The sequence below is a fragment of the uncultured Oxalicibacterium sp. genome, from assembly GCF_913776015.1.
In the GTDB taxonomy this organism is placed as follows: domain Bacteria; phylum Pseudomonadota; class Gammaproteobacteria; order Burkholderiales; family Burkholderiaceae_D; genus Oxalicibacterium.
Genome location: NZ_CAJYMD010000030.1, coordinates 19,505 through 38,303, shown reverse-complemented (window position 1 = coordinate 38,303; position 18,799 = coordinate 19,505). Strand labels below are relative to the sequence as shown.

Genomic DNA, 18,799 nt, shown 5'->3' with positions numbered 1-18,799 from the left:
AGCCACGCACTTGCGTGGCTTTTTTATCGTCCTTACGTGCCTTGGATCGCCAAGAACAAACTGGTTGATCAATCGAAGAACTAATCTTCGTAGATATAGCGGGCATCATCCTGATTCGCTTGCAAGCGAATCAGGCACTCAAGCTAAAAGCCGCACATATGTGCGGCTTTTTTACGCTTTCGCGTGCCTTGGATTGCTAAGAACAAATTGGTCGATCAATCGAAGAACGCATGTTTCTAGAAATAGCGGACATCATTCTGCAAGTGAATGCAGCGCACTGATGAAAAGCCATAAACTCGCGTGGCTTGTAATCATCCTAACGTCCACCCTTATACACTTGGGATTATCAAGACTGAATTGCACTGCTAATTCTTACCTTTATCGGTCGTAGGTACTGTCTTCTACTTACAATTGCTTGCACAAGAAGATGCTGTGCTTTCTGATTGGAAAGAACTATTCGGCGCGGCATTCGTCTGAATGAACGTTAAGCAAGGCGTTAGCACTGTTGAAGTGCAGCAGCATATTCATTTTTTGAGGAGAGCGACATGTCACGATTCAAATCCCTTTTCATCGGTCTTGTATGCGCAACGGCTGGTGTCGCAGCGATAGCGCAAACGCAGGCGCCTGTGCAGACTAGTGGCGCGTTGGTGATTGTGCCGGCGTACGGCGAGGTCAAGCATGCCAACGATCAGGCAACAGTTACACTCATGATCGAGGAGCAGGATAAGGACAAGGCAGTAGCGGCTTCGCGCGTGAATCAAAAAATGAAGCAGGGCATGGATATCGTGCGTAAGCAGGATCCTGGCGCGGTACTGAGCACGCGCGGTTATTACACCTATGCTGTGTATGCCGACGAACAACCGCAACCACGTCAGGCATCGAACAAAACGCGTCAGCCCGTGGGTTGGCGAGTTGGGCAGTACCTGGATGTGAAAACAAGCAATCTAGCCGGTTTGCCCAAGACCGTTGCAGCGGCACAAGGTGTGCTGGCACTCAACGGTTTGCAGTTCGGTTTGACTGACGAGACGACACGCAAGTTGGATGCACAGCGTATTGATGCCACGTATCGAAATCTGAACGAGCGCATCGGTGCGATTGCACGTGCGATGGGCCGCAATCCTGCGGATGCGGTTCTTGATACGGTGGACTTCGAAGGTTCGGGCAATTATGCACAGGAAGCTGCTGCACCGAAGATGATGCGTTCGGCAATGGTGGCAGATGCGGCACCGCAGGTGGAAGAACCAAGTTTCGAGCCGGGTGAAACGACCTTGAGCATGCGTGTCGTTGGCAAGGTGCGTTTCCGTTGATGACTTGGATTTTGGATTGAGCATATCCGCGGTAAACGCGGATGCTTGAGATTACCCCGGCAGAGATATCTCTGCCGGGGTAATTTTTTGGACCAACACTTTCGCCCTCTGTTTTTACCGACCTTGCAAGTCGGCTGCTCTGCTACACTACGCATCCAGATTTTGACCGTTTGACCCTTCATTCAACGCGCTATTTTTTGCCGGAATCCGCATGTCCAGCTTCAATCGCCGCAAAGCGAAAAAACCTTCCTCGTTTTCCAAATCTCGTCCCTTGGGAAAACTGGCGCGCACTAATCAGCTTGCCATTCGTGATCAGCATCCTGAATCCACGCTCCCGCCACCGCGGCTGCGGCGACGCGGTATTTATCTTTTGCCGAATGCATTTACGACTGCGGGCCTGTTTTGCGGCTTTTACGCGATCGTAATGGCAATGGGACAGCAGTTCGAGAATGCTGCTATTGCGATTTTTGCGGCGATGGTGCTCGATGCCATTGATGGACGTGTTGCGCGCTTGACGAATACGCAAAGCGAGTTTGGCGCGCAGTACGATAGCTTGGCGGATATGGTGTCTTTTGGCGCCGCGCCAGCGCTCGTCGTTTACGAATGGGCGCTGCATGATCTAGGTAAACTTGGCTGGCTGGCTGCGTTTGTCTATTGCGCAGGTGGCGCCTTGCGACTGGCGCGTTTCAACACCAATATCCAGGTGGTTGATAAAAGGTATTTCCAAGGCTTGCCGAGCCCCGCCGCCGCCGCGTTGGTGGCAGGTTTTATCTGGCTGATGCAGGATCTCGGCTATGGTGGTGCCGATTTGAGCGTGCCAGCCTGGTGCATCACGCTCTATGCCGGTCTGACGATGGTGACGAATGTGCCGTTCTATAGCTTCAAGGATATCAACTATCGCAAATCAGTCCCTTTTATCGCCGTTTTTCTCATCGTGTTGGCGTTTGTGGCGATCTCCAGTGATCCACCGAAAGTCTTGTTCGGCTTGTTCGTACTCTATGGCTTGTCGGGCTATGGTGTATACGGCTGGCGTTTGGCCAAGGGCCGTCCCGTCAGTATTGTGCAAACCAAGCCTGATGTGCCGGACGACCACTGAATCGACGACCATCAGCTGTCATCCAAAATTCAAATAAAAAGGCTCTGCAATGCAGAGCCTTTTTATTCTGGCCACGGGGTAGTAACTCAGATGGCAGCAATGACCGGCGTATGTGGGAGAATGGTGTTGTACGATAATTGCGTTGGTGCGGCGGGTCTTCCCAGCAGATAGCCTTGCAGCGTGTCGCATCCCAGCGTTTTGAGAATGCTGCGTTGCGTTTCGGTTTCCACACCTTCGGCGACAATTCGCAGGTTCAGCGAATGGCCCATGGCCACGATGGCAGAAACAATCGCCGCATCGTCGGAGTTCTTGGCTAGGTTGTGAATGAAGCCGCGGTCAATTTTCAATTCGCACGCAGGTAGTCGTTTCAGGTAAAGCAGGCTCGAATAGCCAGTGCCAAAATCGTCGATCGAGATGTCGATGCCGAGTACCGCCAGCTCTGTCAGGATCGTCATGCTACTTTCGACATCCTGCATCGCCGTCGATTCCGTGACTTCCAGCATCAGGCAGTGCGCAGGCAGGGCATATTTTTTGAGCGTTGCTGCAACCTGATCAACCAAAAGACCATTTGCAAATTGTACGGCCGAAAGATTAACGGCAACTTTCCATTCTGTATAACCGCTATCCAGCCAGATGCGCATTTGGCGGCAGGCTTCGTCCAGCACCCATTCGCCGATGCTAACGATGAGTCCTGTTTTTTCGGCTGTCGGGATAAATTCACCAGGACCGATCAATCCGCGTACCGGATGCTGCCAGCGCAATAGGGCTTCCATGCCCACGATGCGTCCATCCTGGGCATCATGCTTGGGCTGGTAATGTAGTACGAATTGACGTTCGTCCAACGCATGGCGCAGATCCTGAATCATCTGCAACTGGTTATGCGCGTTGGTGTTCATCGATGTTTCGAAAAAATGGTAACCATTTCTACCTACACCTTTGGTGTGGTACATGGCGGCATCGGCATTTACCAGCAGATCATGGGCTGTGCGGCCGTCTTCGGGATACACGGTGATACCGATGCTGGCGGAGACACCCAGATCATGCTGGTTGATATGAAACGGCGCATTGATTGCATCGCAGAGCTTGCCGGCGACGGTTGCTGCATCTTCGGGATCGGTGATTTCGATCAGGATCACAAATTCATCGCCGCCAAGGCGGGCGGCCGTATCCTGACCGCGAATATTGTGGCGAATGCGGTTGGCGACTTCGATCAGCAGCAGATCGCCTATATGATGTCCGAGTGAATCGTTGATCGCCTTGAAGCCATCCAGATCGAGGAACATCAGGGCAAAACGCGCATGCTCACGAGCTGCCTTGTGCAGCATCTGTTCGAGTCGGTCTTCGAGCAAGGTGCGGTTTGGCAGTTTGGTCAGGTTGTCTTGCAGTGCTTGAAGCGTCAATTCCTGATTGGCGACCGCAAGTGAGCGCGCCAGGATACTGGTTTGCGATTCCAGACGTGCATCGAGCACGGAGGTCAGTAGCGCGATGGCAAAGATCGATAATGTTACAACGATGACGACCAATGCCAGCCAGCCCGGCGTTACGCCGGCATACTGGGCACCGCAGATACTGCCAAGCGGAAAATTGGCCGCGAACATGCCGGTATAGTGCATGCCGATGATGGCCGCACCCATGACGACTGCTGCTGCCATGCGAGCCCATACGGTATGCGGTTTGTTCTTGCGCAGAATGAAGGCAATCCATAAGGCTGCACCCGATGCGCCAATTGCGATCAGGAGCGAGACGATGAACCATGCATGATCGTACTGTATGCCTGGCGTCATGCGCATGGCTGCCATGCCTGTGTAGTGCATGGCAGCAATCGCCAGACCCATGATGAGGGCACCGAGCAAAAGCTGGCCGAATGAAAGCTCGGACTGTGTGACGCGCCATAGCGCAAATCCGGACGCTACGATGGCGATGAGCAGCGAGAGAATGGTCAGGCCGATGTCGTAGCCGAGCTCGATCGGCAGGCTAAAGGAAAGCATGCCGATAAAATGCATCGACCAGATGCCGATCCCCATTGCCACCGAACCGCCGGTAAGCCAGAGCATGGCGCTGCGGCCGCTGCTGGAGTGAATGCGGGCCGCCATGTCCAGGGCCGTGTATGACGCTAGAACAGCTACCAGAATCGAAATCGCTACGAGGAGCGAATCATATTGCGCAGTCAGCATGGTCAACGGTTCAATGAAAATGCTGGCGTATCGAACAGGGAAATCGAAAAGCAATTGACCGCAATTGCTTCAGCCGGCTCACGAAAGGGGAAATACCGAATTTATGGGAGGAGTTGATGGATTGTACCGTGAGGGCAAGGGTTTTGCCTTTCGGCAAATGTTAACCTTCTTTAAAAGTCTTCATCCTGTTTGAATAAAGCCACGTTCCAGCGGTTGCAAGGGCAATGTGGGCTGTCGAACAGAATCTGCAAGTCGATTTGGAAATACTAAGGTTATTGTTGGCGTATTGCTAATGCGTTGACATTTCCATCTCTGCGTCGCTCCCATATGGTTGGCGGCATTGAACAATTGGCATCTGTTTTTGTGCGGATGCTGACATTGCGAAAGGACAGGAAATGAAGAACGAAGACGTGGTTTCGACATTGAACGATCTCATTGAAACATGCAAGGATGGCGAGCTGGGTTTCAAGACCTGCGCTGAAGATATCAGTGACGGTCAATACAAACAACCTTTCCTGACCTTGTCTGCTGGCTGTGCCGCTGCGGCGCAAGAGCTTCGGGGTCTGGTTATCGCGCATGGCGGCGATCCTGAAACGTCCGGTAGCTTGAGTGGCACGCTGCACCGTCGTTGGGTGGATATCAAGGGTGCCATCATGGGCAAGGACGATGAAGCAATCCTGAATGAGTGCGAACGAGGCGAGGATGTTGCGGTCCAAAGTTATCGCAAGGCATTGGAGAAGCCTTTACCGCCTGAAGTCAGGGCAGTGGTGGAGCGACAATTCCAAGGCGTGCAGCAGAATCATGACGTGGTCAAGAAACTGCGTGACCGCGCCCGTGTTGCATCACTTTGACGTATATTCTTACAATCATTCCGCTTTCGGGCGGAATGTCCGGTCACTAACGCAAGGAGCTAGATAATGAATTCTAAAGTTGACGACGTTGCCGACGATGTAAAAAATCTGAAAAAGGATGCCAAGGAACTGGCGCGCGAAGTCCAAGCCGATGCCCACGAAAAAGCAGGGGAATTGAGCCAGAAATGCGCGGAGCTGTTCAATTCGGCCATGGCCGCCGCGCGTGAAATGCCGGCTGTTGCCGCTGCGCGTACCAAAGAAGTGGCTGCGACGACCGATGACTATGTGCATCAAAACCCGTGGCGTGCCGTTGCAATCTCTGCCGGGATTGGCTTGTTGGCGGGTTTCTTGTTCTCCCGCAAGTAAGCAGGTTTGTAATGAGATAAGCGGCGGTCAGATATGACCGCCGACAAAAAAGCCGGTGTTTCTGTTATGCAGAAACACCGGCTTTTTTTATTCAGTTATTTCTGGGTCTTATTGTTCGGGCTGCGGATAGAACGATACAGGCGCTGCGATAACCTTGCCTTGTGCGTAGCCGATACCAATTTTTTGCAGTTGCGTCAGCGTGTCCTGATCTTCGACTTTTTGTGCAATCGTTTGCAGACCCATCACGCTGGCGATGCGTTCGATAGCTTCTACCTTGGCATGATCGACGGGGTCGCTCACCAGCCCTTTGATGTAGTTGCCGTCGATCTTGAGAAAATCGACGTGCAGGTGTTTGAGATAGGCAAAAGAGGACATGCCGCTGCCAAAATCATCCAGCGCGAATAGTGCGCCACGCTGCTTCAGTGCGTCGATGAAGGCCAGTGCACGCGTCAGGTTGGTGATGGCGGTGGTTTCCGCGAGTGCAAAGCAGATCGAGGAATACGGCAGGTGGAATTCCGCAAATTGCTCGTGGATAAAGTCGAGGAAATGTTCATCATCAAGCGAGTTGCCGGAAACGCGCACCATCAGGATATGTGTGCCGACGCCACCAGCCGCTTGCAGAGTCGCAGCATGCTGTGACAGGGCAGTGCGTATGATCCAGCGATCAATGGTCGGCATGAAGTGATAGCGTTCTGCTGCGGGCATGAAGGCGGAAGGTGGGATCATGCCGCCATTCCCGTCGGTCATGTAGAGACAAAGCTCATCGAACAATTGATTGTCTGCGGCGGCTTTAAGGTTGACGATGCGATGTGCCGTCAGGCGGAAGCGGTCGTTTTCGAACGCCTGCTGAATGCGCTCATTCCATTTGACCTCGCCTTCGCGCGTTGCCTGCTGATGATCTTCTGGTCGATACACATGCACCTGATTGCGGCCGGCATCCTTCGCCATGTAGCAGGCGGTATCGGCTGCTGTTAGCAGGTCGGGCAGGGAAAGTACGTTCGTGCTGAAATTCACGAGCCCGATGCTGACACCAATCGGGAAGATCTTGTCTTGCCAGACGAAATGGAAACTGCAGATGGTCTGCCGCAATTTCTCGGCAATGCGTGCAGCGGAGTCCGGCGAACAGTTTTCGAGGAAAGCACCAAACTCGTCGCCGCCGAGACGCGCGAGGGTATCGCTATCGCGCACCAGCGGTTGGAGCAGGGCGGTGATCTGGCGCAGCAATTCGTCGCCGGCGCTATGACCGCAGGTATCGTTGACGATCTTGAACTGGTCGAGATCCATGAAAAGCAGCGCATGCTGCCGTGATTGGCGCGCCAAGCCATCAATCGCAAGTTCCAGACGGCGTTCGAATTCGCGACGATTGAACAGGCCAGTGAGCGGGTCGTGGGCGGCCTGATGCGACAATTGGATGGCCAGTTTGCGCGAATCGGTCACGTCATGGAACACCAGGACGACGCCAGTCAGTTTGCCGTCGCGATCGCGAATCGGTGCGGCCGAATCTTCGACGGCGTACTCCATCCCGTTGCGGCTGATCAGCACGGTGTCTTTGCTCAGTTCGACATTTTCATGCAGTTCCAATACCGCTTCGACGGGATTGGCTACCGGCTCACGCGTGAAACCGTTGAAGATACGGAACACCATCGAAGACGGCAAACCTTCGGCTTCGGCCTTGGTCCAGCCGGTCAATTCTTCGGCAACCGGATTCATGTATTCAATATGCCCGCGCTTGTCTGTGGTGATGACAGCATCGGCAATCGATTCCAGCGTTACCTGGGCGCGTTCCTTTTCCATGAACAAAATGGCAGCAGATTGCGCGCGTTCTGACTCGTTCTGTTGCAGCGAAATGACCATCGTATCGAAGGCGCGCGCCAATTGGCTAATCTCTTCCCTGCCATGCTCGATGCCGGTACGTGCATTCAGATTGCCGGCCGCGATCTGGTTGGCCGTGCGCACCAGTGCCTTGACGCGACGCAGAATGATGACATCGCCGACAAACCAGGCCGCTGCCAATGCCAGCAATGCAATGATGGCCAGTGTGCTCAGTTCCATCATTTGCAGGCGATTGGCTGGTGCAACGATTTCATCGAGCGGGATGCCGATGCTGACCTTGAAGCCGGATACATCTGTAGTCCCGACCGGTGCAAAGGCGTAGAGGCGCGTGATGCCGTCGGGGTCCTTTAATTCGGATGTGCCGAAGCCCACCTTGATCATGACGTCGAATAGGGAAGGAGCGGTACGCGTGCCTATCCATTTTTCCGGTTCGGGACGGCGTGCAATTATAGTGCCGCGACTATCGGCCGTGATCAGGACTGCGCCACTGGGTAGGATGATGTCGCTGACGAATCGATCCAGGTAGCTGAGGTCGAGCGCCGCGAACAGTACGGCAGTCACTTGCCCTTTTGTATTGATTACCGGATATGTCAGATTGATGGCATGTTTGCCGCTGTTGTTACCAAATACATAGTCCCCGGCGACGAACTTGGCTTGCTCCACCGTCTTGCGGAAATAGTCGCGATTGCCCAAGTTCAGCTTGCCAGCCAGCGGTTGGGCACTGCACGTTACATCGCCATTGAGCTGGATCAGACCGAAGTTGACATAGCCTTCATTACGTTGCTGCACTTCGGCGAGAAAGCGCGCGCAGGTACGTGGATTGCCGCGCAATTCTGGCACCGTGGACAACACGCTCATGAGCTGGCGCGCCCCGTCGATCAGGCGCGCCTCGCTTGTCGCGGCCAATTGCGTCATCTGCTGCAGATTCTCTTCCGCCATGGCAATCGCCTGCTGTCTTTCTTTCCAGGCTCCGTACACGGTGAGGATCACGGGAGGGACAATGGCGAGCAGAACCAGTACCAGCAAGCGAACGCGCAAACTGTCGAAATGCAGACGCGAAGTAAAAGAGGTTTTCAAAACAATGTTCAGCCTGTGAATGCGCCGCGCTCACGGGCGCTACGCTGGAGATACGGTAATTGAATGCTTGGCAAGAGCCAAGTCCGATGGCGCTTTAAGCAATTAAAAAAATTCTTCAGATGTTGTTTTCGTGTCTTGCTGTAATGCACGTAGAGTTTGCAATGCAACGTTTCGCCAGAATGGCTCAGTCAGATGGTGTTCATCACGCTGCTTTACCCATTCTGACTCTGTTTGCAAACAAAGAGTTTCCATAAGAAAACCCAAATGTATTACGTGTTTTCCTCATAGGGGTAGCACGTTAAACGGCACGCCGCATGCTGCGGGCTTTCACGGCGGACGCTTTTTCTTCTGCCTGTGCAATCTTGATGACGATGAGCGAACAATTGTCCGCATTGCGGTTTTTCCCGCGTTCTCTGGCCTTATGGACAAGCATTTCGCATGCCTGTCGCGGTGCGTGTGTCGCAATGGCTGCGCCGAGTTCCGCGTCACTGAAATATTGCCACAGGCCATCGGTGCAAAGAAGAAAGGCATCGCCCACAGCGAGATTGGGCTGATGCGCCACCTCCAATTGCACATTTTTTTGTCGACCGCCGAGAAAATGGACCAGAAGATGTGCCTTCGCAGGATCGATTTGTTTAGCCGCTTCGGGATCGCGAGCAGCAAGAGATTCCTGATACGTATGATCACGCGTCTTGAAAAGGCAGTTTGGCCCGGAAAAACGATAGAGGCGAGAATCGCCAGCGTGGCCGCAGATGGCTTCGCCTTTGGGCGTGATCATCAATAGTACGACTGTGCTGTGCGGTTTTTCATCGTTCGTGAGGGCGGAAAGACGAATCACGATGTCGGCTTCGCGCGCGATCTCGTGCAGGATGGCAGCGGGCTCGTCTGTTAATGGCGAAAAGCGTTCGAAGACTTGTTGCGCGGTGTGCACGACCTGCTCCGCAGCCAGGGTACCGCCCGAGCTGCCGCCCATGCCGTCAGCCATGACCGCCAGCATGTACCCCGGAGCCTTGGGCGCAGTCAGCAAGGCCATGCGATCCTGTTGTTCGGCACGATCGCCGATGTGCTGACCGGTGCCGGCCTCGATCTTGTATTGGCTCATTATCGCGGGTGCAGTAAACTATGGCTCACTCAATCGGGCGATTATGCATGGGCAATATGCACAGGCGTCTGGTAAATTGTAAGAATGTTTTACATGAGCAGCAGATTTTTTGCCAGCCGAATTTAACAATTTCGGTGAAATTGCAGCAGTAATGCAGTTCAGGCCATTTTTCCGCGTTACAGGCAGTCATCCTTTTTCCCTTCGAATGCACCCAAACTATGAGTTCATCCCAGGATATTCAGCGGCGCATTGTCGAACTGGAAGTTGAGCATCGCGATCTGGATCTTGTGATCGATATGCTCACCCAGAGCGGGCGTCATGATGAATTGCAATTACGTCGTTTGAAAAAGCGCAAGTTGCAACTGAAAGACAACATCATGTTGCTGAAGATGCAACTGATCCCCGATATTCCTGCCTGAGTTTCCTTTTGCTGTCCAATCAGACGATGGCACGTCGCCATTTCGTTTTCTGATTTCATCGCACGACCTTTAGCAACGAGCTGTTTTGATTCCTGCACCGATAGATCCTCCCGCCGCGCCCGTCTCGCATGATGACGACATCGATCGTCTGTTCGGGACGCAGAGTCCGCTCGGGCATGCCGTAGGCAGCTTTCGTCCACGACTCGCGCAAACCGAAATGGCGAAGGCCATCGCGCGCGCCATTGCCAATCAGCAAACGCTGATTGCTGAGGCAGGTACGGGAACTGGCAAGACGTTTGCCTATCTGGTGCCGGCACTGCTGTGGGGCGGCAAGGTCATCGTATCGACCGGGACCAAGAATTTGCAGGACCAGCTTTATCTTCGTGATATTCCCTCGGTCCGCAAGGCCTTGAGTGCGCCGGTGTCAGTCGCTCTGCTCAAGGGACGTGCCAACTATGTTTGTCATTTTCATCTGGAGCGCACGCTGCAGAACGGCCGCATGACTTCGCGAGAAGATGTCGGTTATCTGCGCGAGATTTCACGCTTCATGAAAACCACGGGCTCTGGCGACAAGGCCGAACTGTCGCGTGTGCCCGAAACGGCATCGGTGTGGAACCTCGTGACGTCGACACGTGATACCTGCATGGGTGCGGAGTGCCAGTACTACCAGGATTGCTTCGTCATGAAAGCGCGCAAGGAGGCGCAGCAGGCTGACGTGGTCGTCGTCAATCATCATTTGTTCTTTGCCGATGTGGCGCTCAAGGACACCGGCATGGCGGAACTTCTGCCGGCGGCGAATACGGTGATCTTCGATGAAGCCCATCAATTGCCGGAAACTGCCACGTTATTCTTTGGCGAAACCATTTCGACTTCACAGATTCTCGAACTCTGCCGCGACGTCCTGGCGGAAGGATTGGCCCATGCGCGCGACGGTGCTGACTGGCCTGCTACGGTCACTGTGGTGGAAAAGGCTGCGCGTGATCTGCGTCTGACGTTTCCACAGGATGTGGTGCGGCTGGCCGTCAATCAGATTGCCGCCTCCAGTCCGTTCTTCCCGGCACTCGACACGCTGATGGACAAGATGGACGACATGATCGCGGTGCTGGGAAAACAGGCCGAACGTGCCGAAACGATCGAGCAATGTCGCACACGTGCCATCGAGCTGATGGCACGGTTGGAAAACTGGAACAAGCCGCAAGAAGGCGACGTCATTATTGGCCAGGAAAGTGTGTTGTGGGTGGAGGCATTTTCGTCGTCGTTGCAACTGCACCGCACACCGTTGTCGATTGCGCCCATTTTCAACAAGCAGCGGGAAGGTGTGCCGCGGTCTTGGATTTTCACGTCGGCGACGCTGGCGGTCAAAAACGATTTCAACCACTACAGTGCGCAGATGGGATTGTGGGACGAACCGGCGCAAACATGGCCGAGTCCGTTTGATTACCCGAATCAGGGTATTTTGTACGTTCCAGAAAATTTGCCGCAGCCGAATTCGCTCGACTATACGGATGCCGTGATCGATGCCGCCTTGCCGGTCATTCAAGCGGCTGGCGGACGTACCTTCCTGCTTTGCACGACTATTCGTGCCGTCAATCGTGCTGCCGAGCGTCTGCGCGAAGAATTCGAGAAACGCAATCTGCCGTTTCCATTGATGGTGCAAGGTGAAGCCGGGCGTACCGAGCTGCTCGACCGTTTCCGCGCAGCCGGCAATGCCGTGTTGATCGGCAGCCAGAGTTTCTGGGAGGGCGTGGACGTGCGCGGCGATGCGCTGTCACTGGTCATTATCGACAAGTTGCCGTTCTCGCCACCCGACGATCCGGTGCTGGCGGCACGTATCGAAGCGCTGGAAAAGAAAGGCCTCAACGGCTTCATGCATCACCAGCTTCCGGCTGCCATCATCAACCTCAAGCAAGGGGCAGGGCGTCTGATTCGCGATGAAAAGGACAAGGGCGTGCTGATGATTTGCGACCCGCGGCTCATCACCAAGCCCTATGGCCGACGCATCTGGCAAAGTCTGCCGCCTTTCAAGCGAACGCGTGAACTGACGGTAGTCTGCGATTTCTTCGCCACGCTGGCGCGCGAGCAATTGATGGCGTCGGAAAAGTTGCCCTGATGCGCATGTGCGCTTGCCTTGCAGCAGCATGCTTCAGGTAAAATCTGCGCATGAAAATTCTCATCAGCAATGACGACGGTTACCTTGCCCCCGGCCTTGTGGCATTGGCCGATGCGTTGGCACCGATAGCCGATATCACGGTCGTTGCTCCGGATAGTAATCGCTCCGGCAGTTCCAATTCCCTGACGCTGGATCGGCCGCTTTCGGTATTTCAAGCGTCCAACGGTTTCTACTTCATCAATGGCACGCCTTCGGATTGTGTGCACATTGCCTTGACCGGCATCCTGAGCGAGCCGCCAGATCTGATCGTCTCAGGTATCAACCAGGGCCAGAACATGGGCGACGATACGCTCTATTCCGGGACGGTTGCGGCCGCTACCGAAGGGCATCTTTTCGGATTGCCGGCAATCGCCTTTTCCCAGGTAGAAAAAGGCTGGGCGGAAGTGGCATCGGCAGCACGCGTGGCGCGCGATATCGTCGAGCGTCGATTCGAGCTCTTTCCGGAGCATTTCCTGCTCAACGTCAATATTCCAAATCTGCCATATGCGGAGCTGAAGCGACCGGTGGCGACACGTCTGGGCAAACGCCATCCATCGGAGGCCGTCATTCGTGCTCAAGACCCGCAAGGGCGTGAAATATACTGGATTGGTCCGTGCGGTGGTGAAAAAGATGCGGGTGAGGGCACGGATTTTTATGCGACTGCGCAAGGACATGTGTCGATTACGCCGCTGCAGATCGATCTGACTCACACGAAGCAATTGGCCGAGCTGAAGAGGATGCTGCCGTGACCGACAAGCCCAAGCGATTTCCGCTGTCGCTTTCATCGATCGCGCAAAAGCCTTCTCGTGCCGGACAACGTGCAGAACCGGTACGATCTGCCGGCACACGGGTTGCCACGCCGCAGACGGCTACGCTGAATGCATCACGGCATGTCCCGGCCAAAATCCCTGTAACGGATGCAGCACGGTCGGCGCCTCCTGTACGGCAAGCGAACGCTGCCGCCGTATCGGAACAACGTCCGAGCCCGATGGTGTCCGAGGCGGTGCGCAAGGCGATGGTGACGCGTGTCGCAAAGCAGGGCGTGAAAGACCAGAAAGTATTGGCTGCATTGGAGGCCGTGCCGCGTCATCTGTTCATGGAGCCGGCATTGCGCAGCCAGGCCTATATCGATGCGTCATTGCCGATCGGTTACCACCAGACGATTTCGCAACCCTACATTGTTGCCCGCATGATCGAAATCTTGCGGAACAATAACAATGGTGGCGCACTCAATCGGGTGCTGGAAATCGGTACGGGTTGCGGTTATCAGGCAGCGGTGCTGTCGCTGGTAGCGAAAGAGGTCTACTCCATCGAGCGTATCAAGGGTTTGCATGAATTGGCCAAAACCAATTTGCGGCCCATGCGAGTGGCAAACATCCGGCTCCATTATGGAGATGGTATGCTTGGTCTGCCGCAGGTTGCGCCGTTCGACGGCATCATTCTGGCTGCTGCCGGAATGGAGGTGCCGCAGGCCCTGCTCGATCAGATGGCCATTGGCGGTCGTTTGATCGCTCCCGTTGGCGATCGCCGACAAGTATTGCAATTGATAGAGCGTGTCAGCAAGTTCGACTGGAACAGCACGACGCTCGAAGACTGCCATTTTGTGCCGCTGCGACCGGGAACGCTTTCCTGATCCGGCAGTCCGTGCACTGGCATGTATCCACAGGAAGATTGAAGTAATGAGAATGAACAAATTAAGACTGACTTGCGTGGCCCTGACGTTGACCTCCCTCGCGGCATGTACGACTGCGCCGCGTTCGCCAGCGCCCGTCAGCGATCGCACGACTGGCAGCAGCACATCAGCCAGTGCGCCGAAGAAGGCCGATGAAAGTGGTTATTACACAGTCAAGCGTGGCGACACTCTCTACCGCATTGCCCTGGATTTCGGTCAGAGCTACAGCGAACTGGTGACATGGAACAATCTCTCCAATCCGAATGACATCAAGGTCGGACAAGTGTTGCGTGTCACCTCGCCCGATGCGGGTGGCCGTACTTCCGGTGGCGCGCAGGTCGGTGCGGTAGCGACCAGTTCGGGCGTGGAAACGCGTTCGCTGTCGACGCCGCCAAGCACGCCGGCCAACAAGACGACGCCGAATGGCGAGAAACGTCCTTATTCGGAAACCGCCGCGAATGATGCGCAGAAATCCGATACGGCAGGCGACGAAGACGCTGTGTCCTGGATGTGGCCGGCGGAAGGTCGTGTGATCAGCAGTTTCGATGACAACAAGAAGGGTGTCGATATTGCTGGCAAATCCGGTCAGCCGGTGCTGGCAGCCGGTGCCGGCAAAGTCATGTACGCCGGCAGCGGTATTCGTGGTTATGGCAATCTGGTCATCGTCAAGCATACGAACACCTTGTTGTCTGCCTATGCGCACAACAAGTCGATCGCCGTAAAGGAAGGCCAGAGCGTGACCAAGGGACAAAAGATTGCCGAAATGGGCGATTCGGACGCCGATTCGGTTAAACTGCATTTCGAGATCCGGCAGCAAGGCAAGCCGGTCGATCCATCCAAATTTCTGCCCGCACGCTGATGACACGTAATCGCGCCGGACGTCCTGACGAAGAAGACAGCCCTGACGCTCTTGAGCGTGATCTGTCGTTTCAGCCTGACGAAGAGCGCGAAGACGAGGGTGAGGAAGAGGAGCTGGCAGATGCCGATTTGCAGTCGTCGGCGGTTGAAGTCGTCGGCATCGACGAAATCAAGAAAGTCCTCTCCACTGAGCTATCCACCGATACGACCCAGCATTACCTGAACCAGATCGGTTCGCGTCCATTGCTGACGGTCGAGCAAGAGGTGCATTACGCCACGCTCGCCAAGCAAGGGGATTTCGCCGGCCGGCAAAAGATGATCGAACACAATCTGCGTCTGGTCGTGTCGATTGCCAAGCACTACATCAATCGTGGCGTGGTCCTTCTTGATCTGATCGAGGAGGGCAATCTGGGGCTGATGCGTGCCATCGATAAATTTGAGCCCGAGCGCGGTTTCCGATTTTCCACTTATGCCACCTGGTGGATACGCCAGAGTATCGAACGCGCGATCATGAATCAGGCGCGTACGGTACGTTTGCCGGTGCATGTGGTGCGCGAACTTAACCAGACTTTGCGTGCCAAGTTCCATCTTGAAGCGCAACATCACGACGGCAAGGAAGCCACGGCTGAGGACATTGCGCATCTGGTCGATCGCAGTGTGGAGGATGTGCAGGATATTCTGGCGCTGTCGGAGCATGCGACATCGCTCGATGCGCCGCTGGATGGCGATCCGCAGTCCAGTCTGATCGATCTGCTGCAGGACGATCATTCGTCCGACCCCGATGCGGTTGCCGAGCACCATGAAATCGCCGTACTCGTACGTGACTGGTTGGCGCAACTGTCGGACAAACAGCGGATTGTGGTCACACGTCGATTCGGTCTCGATAATGACGATCCGGCCACGCTCGAAGAACTGGCCGTGGAAATGGGCGTCACACGCGAGCGCATTCGGCAGATCCAGCAGGAATCGCTGGCCAAACTCAAGCGATCTTTGTCGCGCACCGGGGTCGGCAAGGATTCCTTGCTCTAGACCTTCTTCGATTTTTCCCTTCGCAGTTTTTCTGCAGCCCACCCGCACGGGTTTGTTATCATCCTGTCTCTCTGAATTTTTCACCCCTTTCATTACGCCTTGTCGGGCGCGAAAGCAGCATCGCTATGCAGCAAAACGTTCTTGTAATCGAATCCCTGGATGCTGAAGCACGTGGCATCGGCCACATGCAAAATGAAGACGGCACGCCCGGCAAGGTCGTGTTCGTTGAAGGTGCCTTGCCGCGGGAGCGGGTGAGTTATTCCTCGTTCCGCAAGAAGCCGAATTGGGAAGCGGCACGCATGACCGCCTTGCATCGCGAGTCCTCACAGCGCGTGATGCCGCGTTGCGAGCATTTCGGTGTGTGTGGTGGTTGCTCGATGCAACATTTGGAGGCGAATGCGCAAGTGGCCATGAAGCAGCGCATTCTCGAAGACAATCTCAAGCACATCGGCAAGGTATCGGCTGAACGCATGATGCGGCCGATTCATGGGCCGACCTGGGGTTACCGTTACCGTGCGCGCATCTCTGTACGCAACGTGCCCAAGAAGGGCGGGGTGCTGGTTGGTTTCCATGAGCGCAAATCGATCTACGTGGCAGACATGCGGTCTTGCCAGATTCTGCCCGCGCATGTGTCGGCGATGCTGCTTCCATTGCGTAGCCTGATTGCTTCGTTGTCGCTTTTTGATCGCATTCCGCAGATCGAATTGGCCGTCGGTGAAAATGAACAGGGGCAAACCACTGCTCTCGTTTTGCGCAACATGGCGCCATTAACCGCTGAAGATGAGCAGAAGCTTGTCGCATTTGCCGCAGACTATGGCGTGCAATGGTGGCTGCAGCCGGCCGGGCCCGACTCGGTACATCCGTTACGCAGCGACGATGGCGAACTGTATTATCGTCTGCCGGAATTCGGCGTGCGCATGCCTTTCAAGCCAACTGATTTCACGCAGGTTAATCACCAGATCAATCGTGTACTGGTGGCGCGTGCCTTGCGTTTGCTCGATGCTCAAGCTAATGAACGCATTGCCGATTTGTTCTGCGGATTGGGCAACTTTACCTTGCCGATCGCCACGCAAGTGCGCGAAGTTGTCGGTATTGAAGGCAGCACCACGCTGACTGAACGCGCGCTGGAAAATGCGCGTGCCAATGGTGTAGCCGACAAGACCACTTTTTACTGCCGCAACCTCTTTGAGGCCAAGGCGGAAGATTTCGTGGCGCTTGGCCGCTTTGATCGTATGCTGATCGATCCGCCACGCGATGGTGCACAGGCTGTGTGCGAGGCATTGGTGGAGCTTGGGCAAATGCATCCGGACTTGCTGCCCAAACGCCTAGTATATGTTTCCTGTAGTCCTTCTACGCTTGCGCGCGATGCGGCAATTCTGGTCAATCAGGGCCGTTATGTGTTGAAGAATGCGGGTGTGGTCAACATGTTTCCGCATACCTCGCACGTCGAATCCATGGGTGTATTCGAATTGCGCGATGCCTGATGGCGTAGTTCGTGGAAATGCCAAGAAAAAAGCCGACCAACAGGTCGGCTTTTTTGCGATTGGAGAGCGTTAGTCGCGCTCGCCACCAAAGATGCCGAGCAACGACAGCAGATTGGCGAAGATGTTGTAGACACTCAGGTACAGGCTCAGCGTAGCAGTGATGTAATTGGTTTCACCGCCATTGACGATGCGTTGCACGTCATACAGGATGAAGGCCGAGAAAATGCCGATTGCCAAAACCGAGATTGTCAGTTGCAGCGCCGGCAGTTGCAGCCAGATATTGGCAACGGCAGCCAGCAGGATCACCAGCACGCCCATGAACAGCCATTTGCCCATGCCCGAGAAATCACGCTTGGTCACGGTGGCAACCGAGGCCATGACGAACAGAATGGTTGCCGTACCGCCAAAAGCCATCATGATCAGCGAGGTGCCGTTGGCAAAACCGAGAATGTGCCCGATCAGGCGCGACAGCATCAGTCCCATGAAGAAGGTGAAGCCCAGCAACAGCGCTACACCCAGGCCTGAATTCTTGGTTTTTTCAATGGCATAAAAGAAGCCGAATGCAATCCCCAGGAAAACCATCAGTCCGATAAACGGGCTGCCTGAAAAGAAGGTGAAGTTGAACTGCACGCCCATCCAGGCGCCCAGCACGGTCGGAATCATGGAAATGGCCAGCAGCCAGTAGGTATTGCGCAGCACGCGGTTGCGCGTTACTGCTACCGACGTTGCCGAGCCGAAAGTGTGGTCGAGGTTGTTCATGGCTTCTCCAGGTTGGAACTCAAATGTTTTGCTGTCTCGCAGCTTTTACATGGGCTTTAGTATAACGCTTCTTAACGAAATCCTCACAAAGCATCTATTCGTAGTATATGGGCTTTCGTGATAGAATCAAAGGTTAGTTGAAATATCAATTTCTTCTTTTAACCCTTTCTTTTTATTGGAGTTTTTCAGATGGCGATCGAACGCACCCTGTCGATTATCAAACCAGATGCCGTGGCTAAGAACGTAATCGGCCAGATTTACACCCGTTTCGAGAATGCCGGCCTGAAAATCGTCGCAGCTCGCATGGCTCAATTGTCGCGTGCAGAAGCTGAAGGTTTCTACGCTGTGCACGCTGCCCGTCCTTTCTTCAAGGATCTGGTGGACTTCATGATTTCCGGTCCTGTCATGATCCAGGTTCTGGAAGGCGAAGGCGCTATCATCAAGAATCGCGACCTGATGGGCGCAACCGATCCGAAGAAGGCTGACAAAGGCACGATCCGCGCCGATTTCGCCGATTCGATCGATGCTAATGCTGTTCACGGTTCCGATGCAGAAGAAACCGCGAAGAATGAAATCGCATATTTCTTCCCTGCATTGAACGTTTACTCGCGTTGATTGTTTGC

Annotated in this window: 16 protein-coding genes; 12 read left to right on the top strand and 4 right to left on the bottom strand. The window is 54.7% G+C overall.

What is annotated here, in order from left to right; all coding sequences use genetic code 11:
* Positions 1–545: 545 nt before the first annotated feature.
* Both QZ725_RS04765 and pssA read left to right on the top strand, forming a co-directional pair.
* A complete protein-coding gene (locus QZ725_RS04765) occupies positions 546–1,307 on the top strand; it encodes an SIMPL domain-containing protein (protein WP_293776835.1) in 762 nt (253 codons plus the stop codon).
* A 211-nt stretch (positions 1,308–1,518) separates the two neighbouring features.
* A complete protein-coding gene (gene pssA, locus QZ725_RS04760; RefSeq protein WP_293776832.1) occupies positions 1,519–2,403 on the top strand; it encodes a CDP-diacylglycerol--serine O-phosphatidyltransferase in 885 nt (294 codons plus the stop codon).
* An 86-nt stretch (positions 2,404–2,489) separates the two neighbouring features.
* Here pssA and QZ725_RS04755 read toward each other — a convergent pair whose 3' ends face one another.
* On the bottom strand, positions 2,490–4,577 hold the full coding sequence (locus tag QZ725_RS04755) for a bifunctional diguanylate cyclase/phosphodiesterase (protein WP_293776830.1): 2,088 nt from the start codon (positions 4,575–4,577) through the stop codon (positions 2,490–2,492).
* A 395-nt stretch (positions 4,578–4,972) separates the two neighbouring features.
* Here QZ725_RS04755 and QZ725_RS04750 point away from each other — a divergent pair, with 395 nt between their 5' ends.
* Positions 4,973–5,428, top strand: coding sequence for a PA2169 family four-helix-bundle protein (locus QZ725_RS04750; RefSeq protein ID WP_293776828.1), 456 nt, complete (start codon positions 4,973–4,975; stop codon positions 5,426–5,428).
* 66 nt (positions 5,429–5,494) lie between these two features.
* Positions 5,495–5,794, top strand: coding sequence for a DUF883 domain-containing protein (locus QZ725_RS04745; protein ID WP_293776826.1), 300 nt, complete (start codon positions 5,495–5,497; stop codon positions 5,792–5,794).
* Positions 5,795–5,902: 108 nt separating this feature from the next.
* On the opposite strand, the gene QZ725_RS04740 is transcribed toward QZ725_RS04745, so the two are convergent.
* On the bottom strand, positions 5,903–8,704 hold the full coding sequence (locus QZ725_RS04740) for an EAL domain-containing protein (protein ID WP_293776823.1): 2,802 nt from the start codon (positions 8,702–8,704) through the stop codon (positions 5,903–5,905).
* Between the two features lie 298 nt (positions 8,705–9,002).
* A complete protein-coding gene (locus QZ725_RS04735) occupies positions 9,003–9,806 on the bottom strand; it encodes a PP2C family serine/threonine-protein phosphatase (protein WP_293776821.1) in 804 nt (267 codons plus the stop codon).
* Between the two features lie 218 nt (positions 9,807–10,024).
* Between QZ725_RS04735 and QZ725_RS04730 the strand changes: the two genes are divergently transcribed.
* The 7 genes from QZ725_RS04730 to rlmD all read left to right on the top strand — a co-directional run bounded on the left by QZ725_RS04730 (position 10,025) and on the right by rlmD (position 17,417).
* Positions 10,025–10,225 carry a DUF465 domain-containing protein gene (locus QZ725_RS04730; protein WP_293776818.1) on the top strand — a complete coding sequence of 67 codons (201 nt, stop codon included), beginning with the start codon at positions 10,025–10,027 and terminating at the stop codon, positions 10,223–10,225.
* Between the two features lie 217 nt (positions 10,226–10,442).
* Positions 10,443–12,335, top strand: a complete 1,893-nt coding sequence (locus QZ725_RS04725) for an ATP-dependent DNA helicase (protein WP_366773717.1) — start codon at positions 10,443–10,445, stop codon at positions 12,333–12,335.
* A 50-nt stretch (positions 12,336–12,385) separates the two neighbouring features.
* Positions 12,386–13,123, top strand: coding sequence for a 5'/3'-nucleotidase SurE (gene surE, locus QZ725_RS04720; RefSeq protein WP_293776814.1), 738 nt, complete (start codon positions 12,386–12,388; stop codon positions 13,121–13,123).
* On the top strand, positions 13,120–14,007 hold the full coding sequence (locus QZ725_RS04715; protein WP_293776812.1) for a protein-L-isoaspartate(D-aspartate) O-methyltransferase: 888 nt from the start codon (positions 13,120–13,122) through the stop codon (positions 14,005–14,007). Before surE ends, QZ725_RS04715 begins: the two co-directional genes overlap by 4 nt.
* Positions 14,008–14,059: 52 nt before the next feature.
* A complete protein-coding gene (locus QZ725_RS04710; protein ID WP_293776810.1) occupies positions 14,060–14,905 on the top strand; it encodes a peptidoglycan DD-metalloendopeptidase family protein in 846 nt (281 codons plus the stop codon).
* Positions 14,905–15,933, top strand: a complete 1,029-nt coding sequence (gene rpoS / locus QZ725_RS04705) for an RNA polymerase sigma factor RpoS (protein ID WP_293776808.1) — start codon at positions 14,905–14,907, stop codon at positions 15,931–15,933. The genes QZ725_RS04710 and rpoS overlap by 1 nt, the downstream gene beginning before the upstream one ends.
* A gap of 125 nt (positions 15,934–16,058) precedes the next feature.
* On the top strand, positions 16,059–17,417 hold the full coding sequence (gene rlmD / locus QZ725_RS04700) for a 23S rRNA (uracil(1939)-C(5))-methyltransferase RlmD (protein ID WP_293776806.1): 1,359 nt from the start codon (positions 16,059–16,061) through the stop codon (positions 17,415–17,417).
* Positions 17,418–17,486: 69 nt separating this feature from the next.
* Here the strand turns inward: rlmD and QZ725_RS04695 are convergent, their stop codons facing one another.
* Positions 17,487–18,176: a Bax inhibitor-1/YccA family protein gene (locus QZ725_RS04695; protein ID WP_293776804.1), complete on the bottom strand. Its 690-nt coding sequence runs from the start codon at positions 18,174–18,176 to the stop codon at positions 17,487–17,489.
* A 189-nt stretch (positions 18,177–18,365) separates the two neighbouring features.
* Here QZ725_RS04695 and ndk point away from each other — a divergent pair, with 189 nt between their 5' ends.
* Positions 18,366–18,791 carry a nucleoside-diphosphate kinase gene (ndk, locus tag QZ725_RS04690; protein ID WP_293776802.1) on the top strand — a complete coding sequence of 142 codons (426 nt, stop codon included), beginning with the start codon at positions 18,366–18,368 and terminating at the stop codon, positions 18,789–18,791.
* Positions 18,792–18,799 lie beyond the last annotated feature (8 nt).

What these genes read in the sequence shown, in the direction of transcription:
- QZ725_RS04765 (WP_293776835.1), top strand. Translation starts at nt 546, where the DNA reads ATGTCACGATTCAAATCCCTTTTCATCGGTCTTGTATGCGCAACGGCT.
- pssA (WP_293776832.1), top strand. Translation starts at nt 1,519, where the DNA reads ATGTCCAGCTTCAATCGCCGCAAAGCGAAAAAACCTTCCTCGTTTTCC.
- QZ725_RS04755 (WP_293776830.1), bottom strand. Translation starts at nt 4,577, where the DNA reads ATGCTGACTGCGCAATATGATTCGCTCCTCGTAGCGATTTCGATTCTG.
- QZ725_RS04750 (WP_293776828.1), top strand. Translation starts at nt 4,973, where the DNA reads ATGAAGAACGAAGACGTGGTTTCGACATTGAACGATCTCATTGAAACA.
- QZ725_RS04745 (WP_293776826.1), top strand. Translation starts at nt 5,495, where the DNA reads ATGAATTCTAAAGTTGACGACGTTGCCGACGATGTAAAAAATCTGAAA.
- QZ725_RS04735 (WP_293776821.1), bottom strand. Translation starts at nt 9,806, where the DNA reads ATGAGCCAATACAAGATCGAGGCCGGCACCGGTCAGCACATCGGCGAT.
- QZ725_RS04730 (WP_293776818.1), top strand. Translation starts at nt 10,025, where the DNA reads ATGAGTTCATCCCAGGATATTCAGCGGCGCATTGTCGAACTGGAAGTT.
- QZ725_RS04725 (WP_366773717.1), top strand. Translation starts at nt 10,443, where the DNA reads ATGGCGAAGGCCATCGCGCGCGCCATTGCCAATCAGCAAACGCTGATT.
- surE (WP_293776814.1), top strand. Translation starts at nt 12,386, where the DNA reads ATGAAAATTCTCATCAGCAATGACGACGGTTACCTTGCCCCCGGCCTT.
- QZ725_RS04710 (WP_293776810.1), top strand. Translation starts at nt 14,060, where the DNA reads ATGAACAAATTAAGACTGACTTGCGTGGCCCTGACGTTGACCTCCCTC.
- rpoS (WP_293776808.1), top strand. Translation starts at nt 14,905, where the DNA reads ATGACACGTAATCGCGCCGGACGTCCTGACGAAGAAGACAGCCCTGAC.
- rlmD (WP_293776806.1), top strand. Translation starts at nt 16,059, where the DNA reads ATGCAGCAAAACGTTCTTGTAATCGAATCCCTGGATGCTGAAGCACGT.
- QZ725_RS04695 (WP_293776804.1), bottom strand. Translation starts at nt 18,176, where the DNA reads ATGAACAACCTCGACCACACTTTCGGCTCGGCAACGTCGGTAGCAGTA.
- ndk (WP_293776802.1), top strand. Translation starts at nt 18,366, where the DNA reads ATGGCGATCGAACGCACCCTGTCGATTATCAAACCAGATGCCGTGGCT.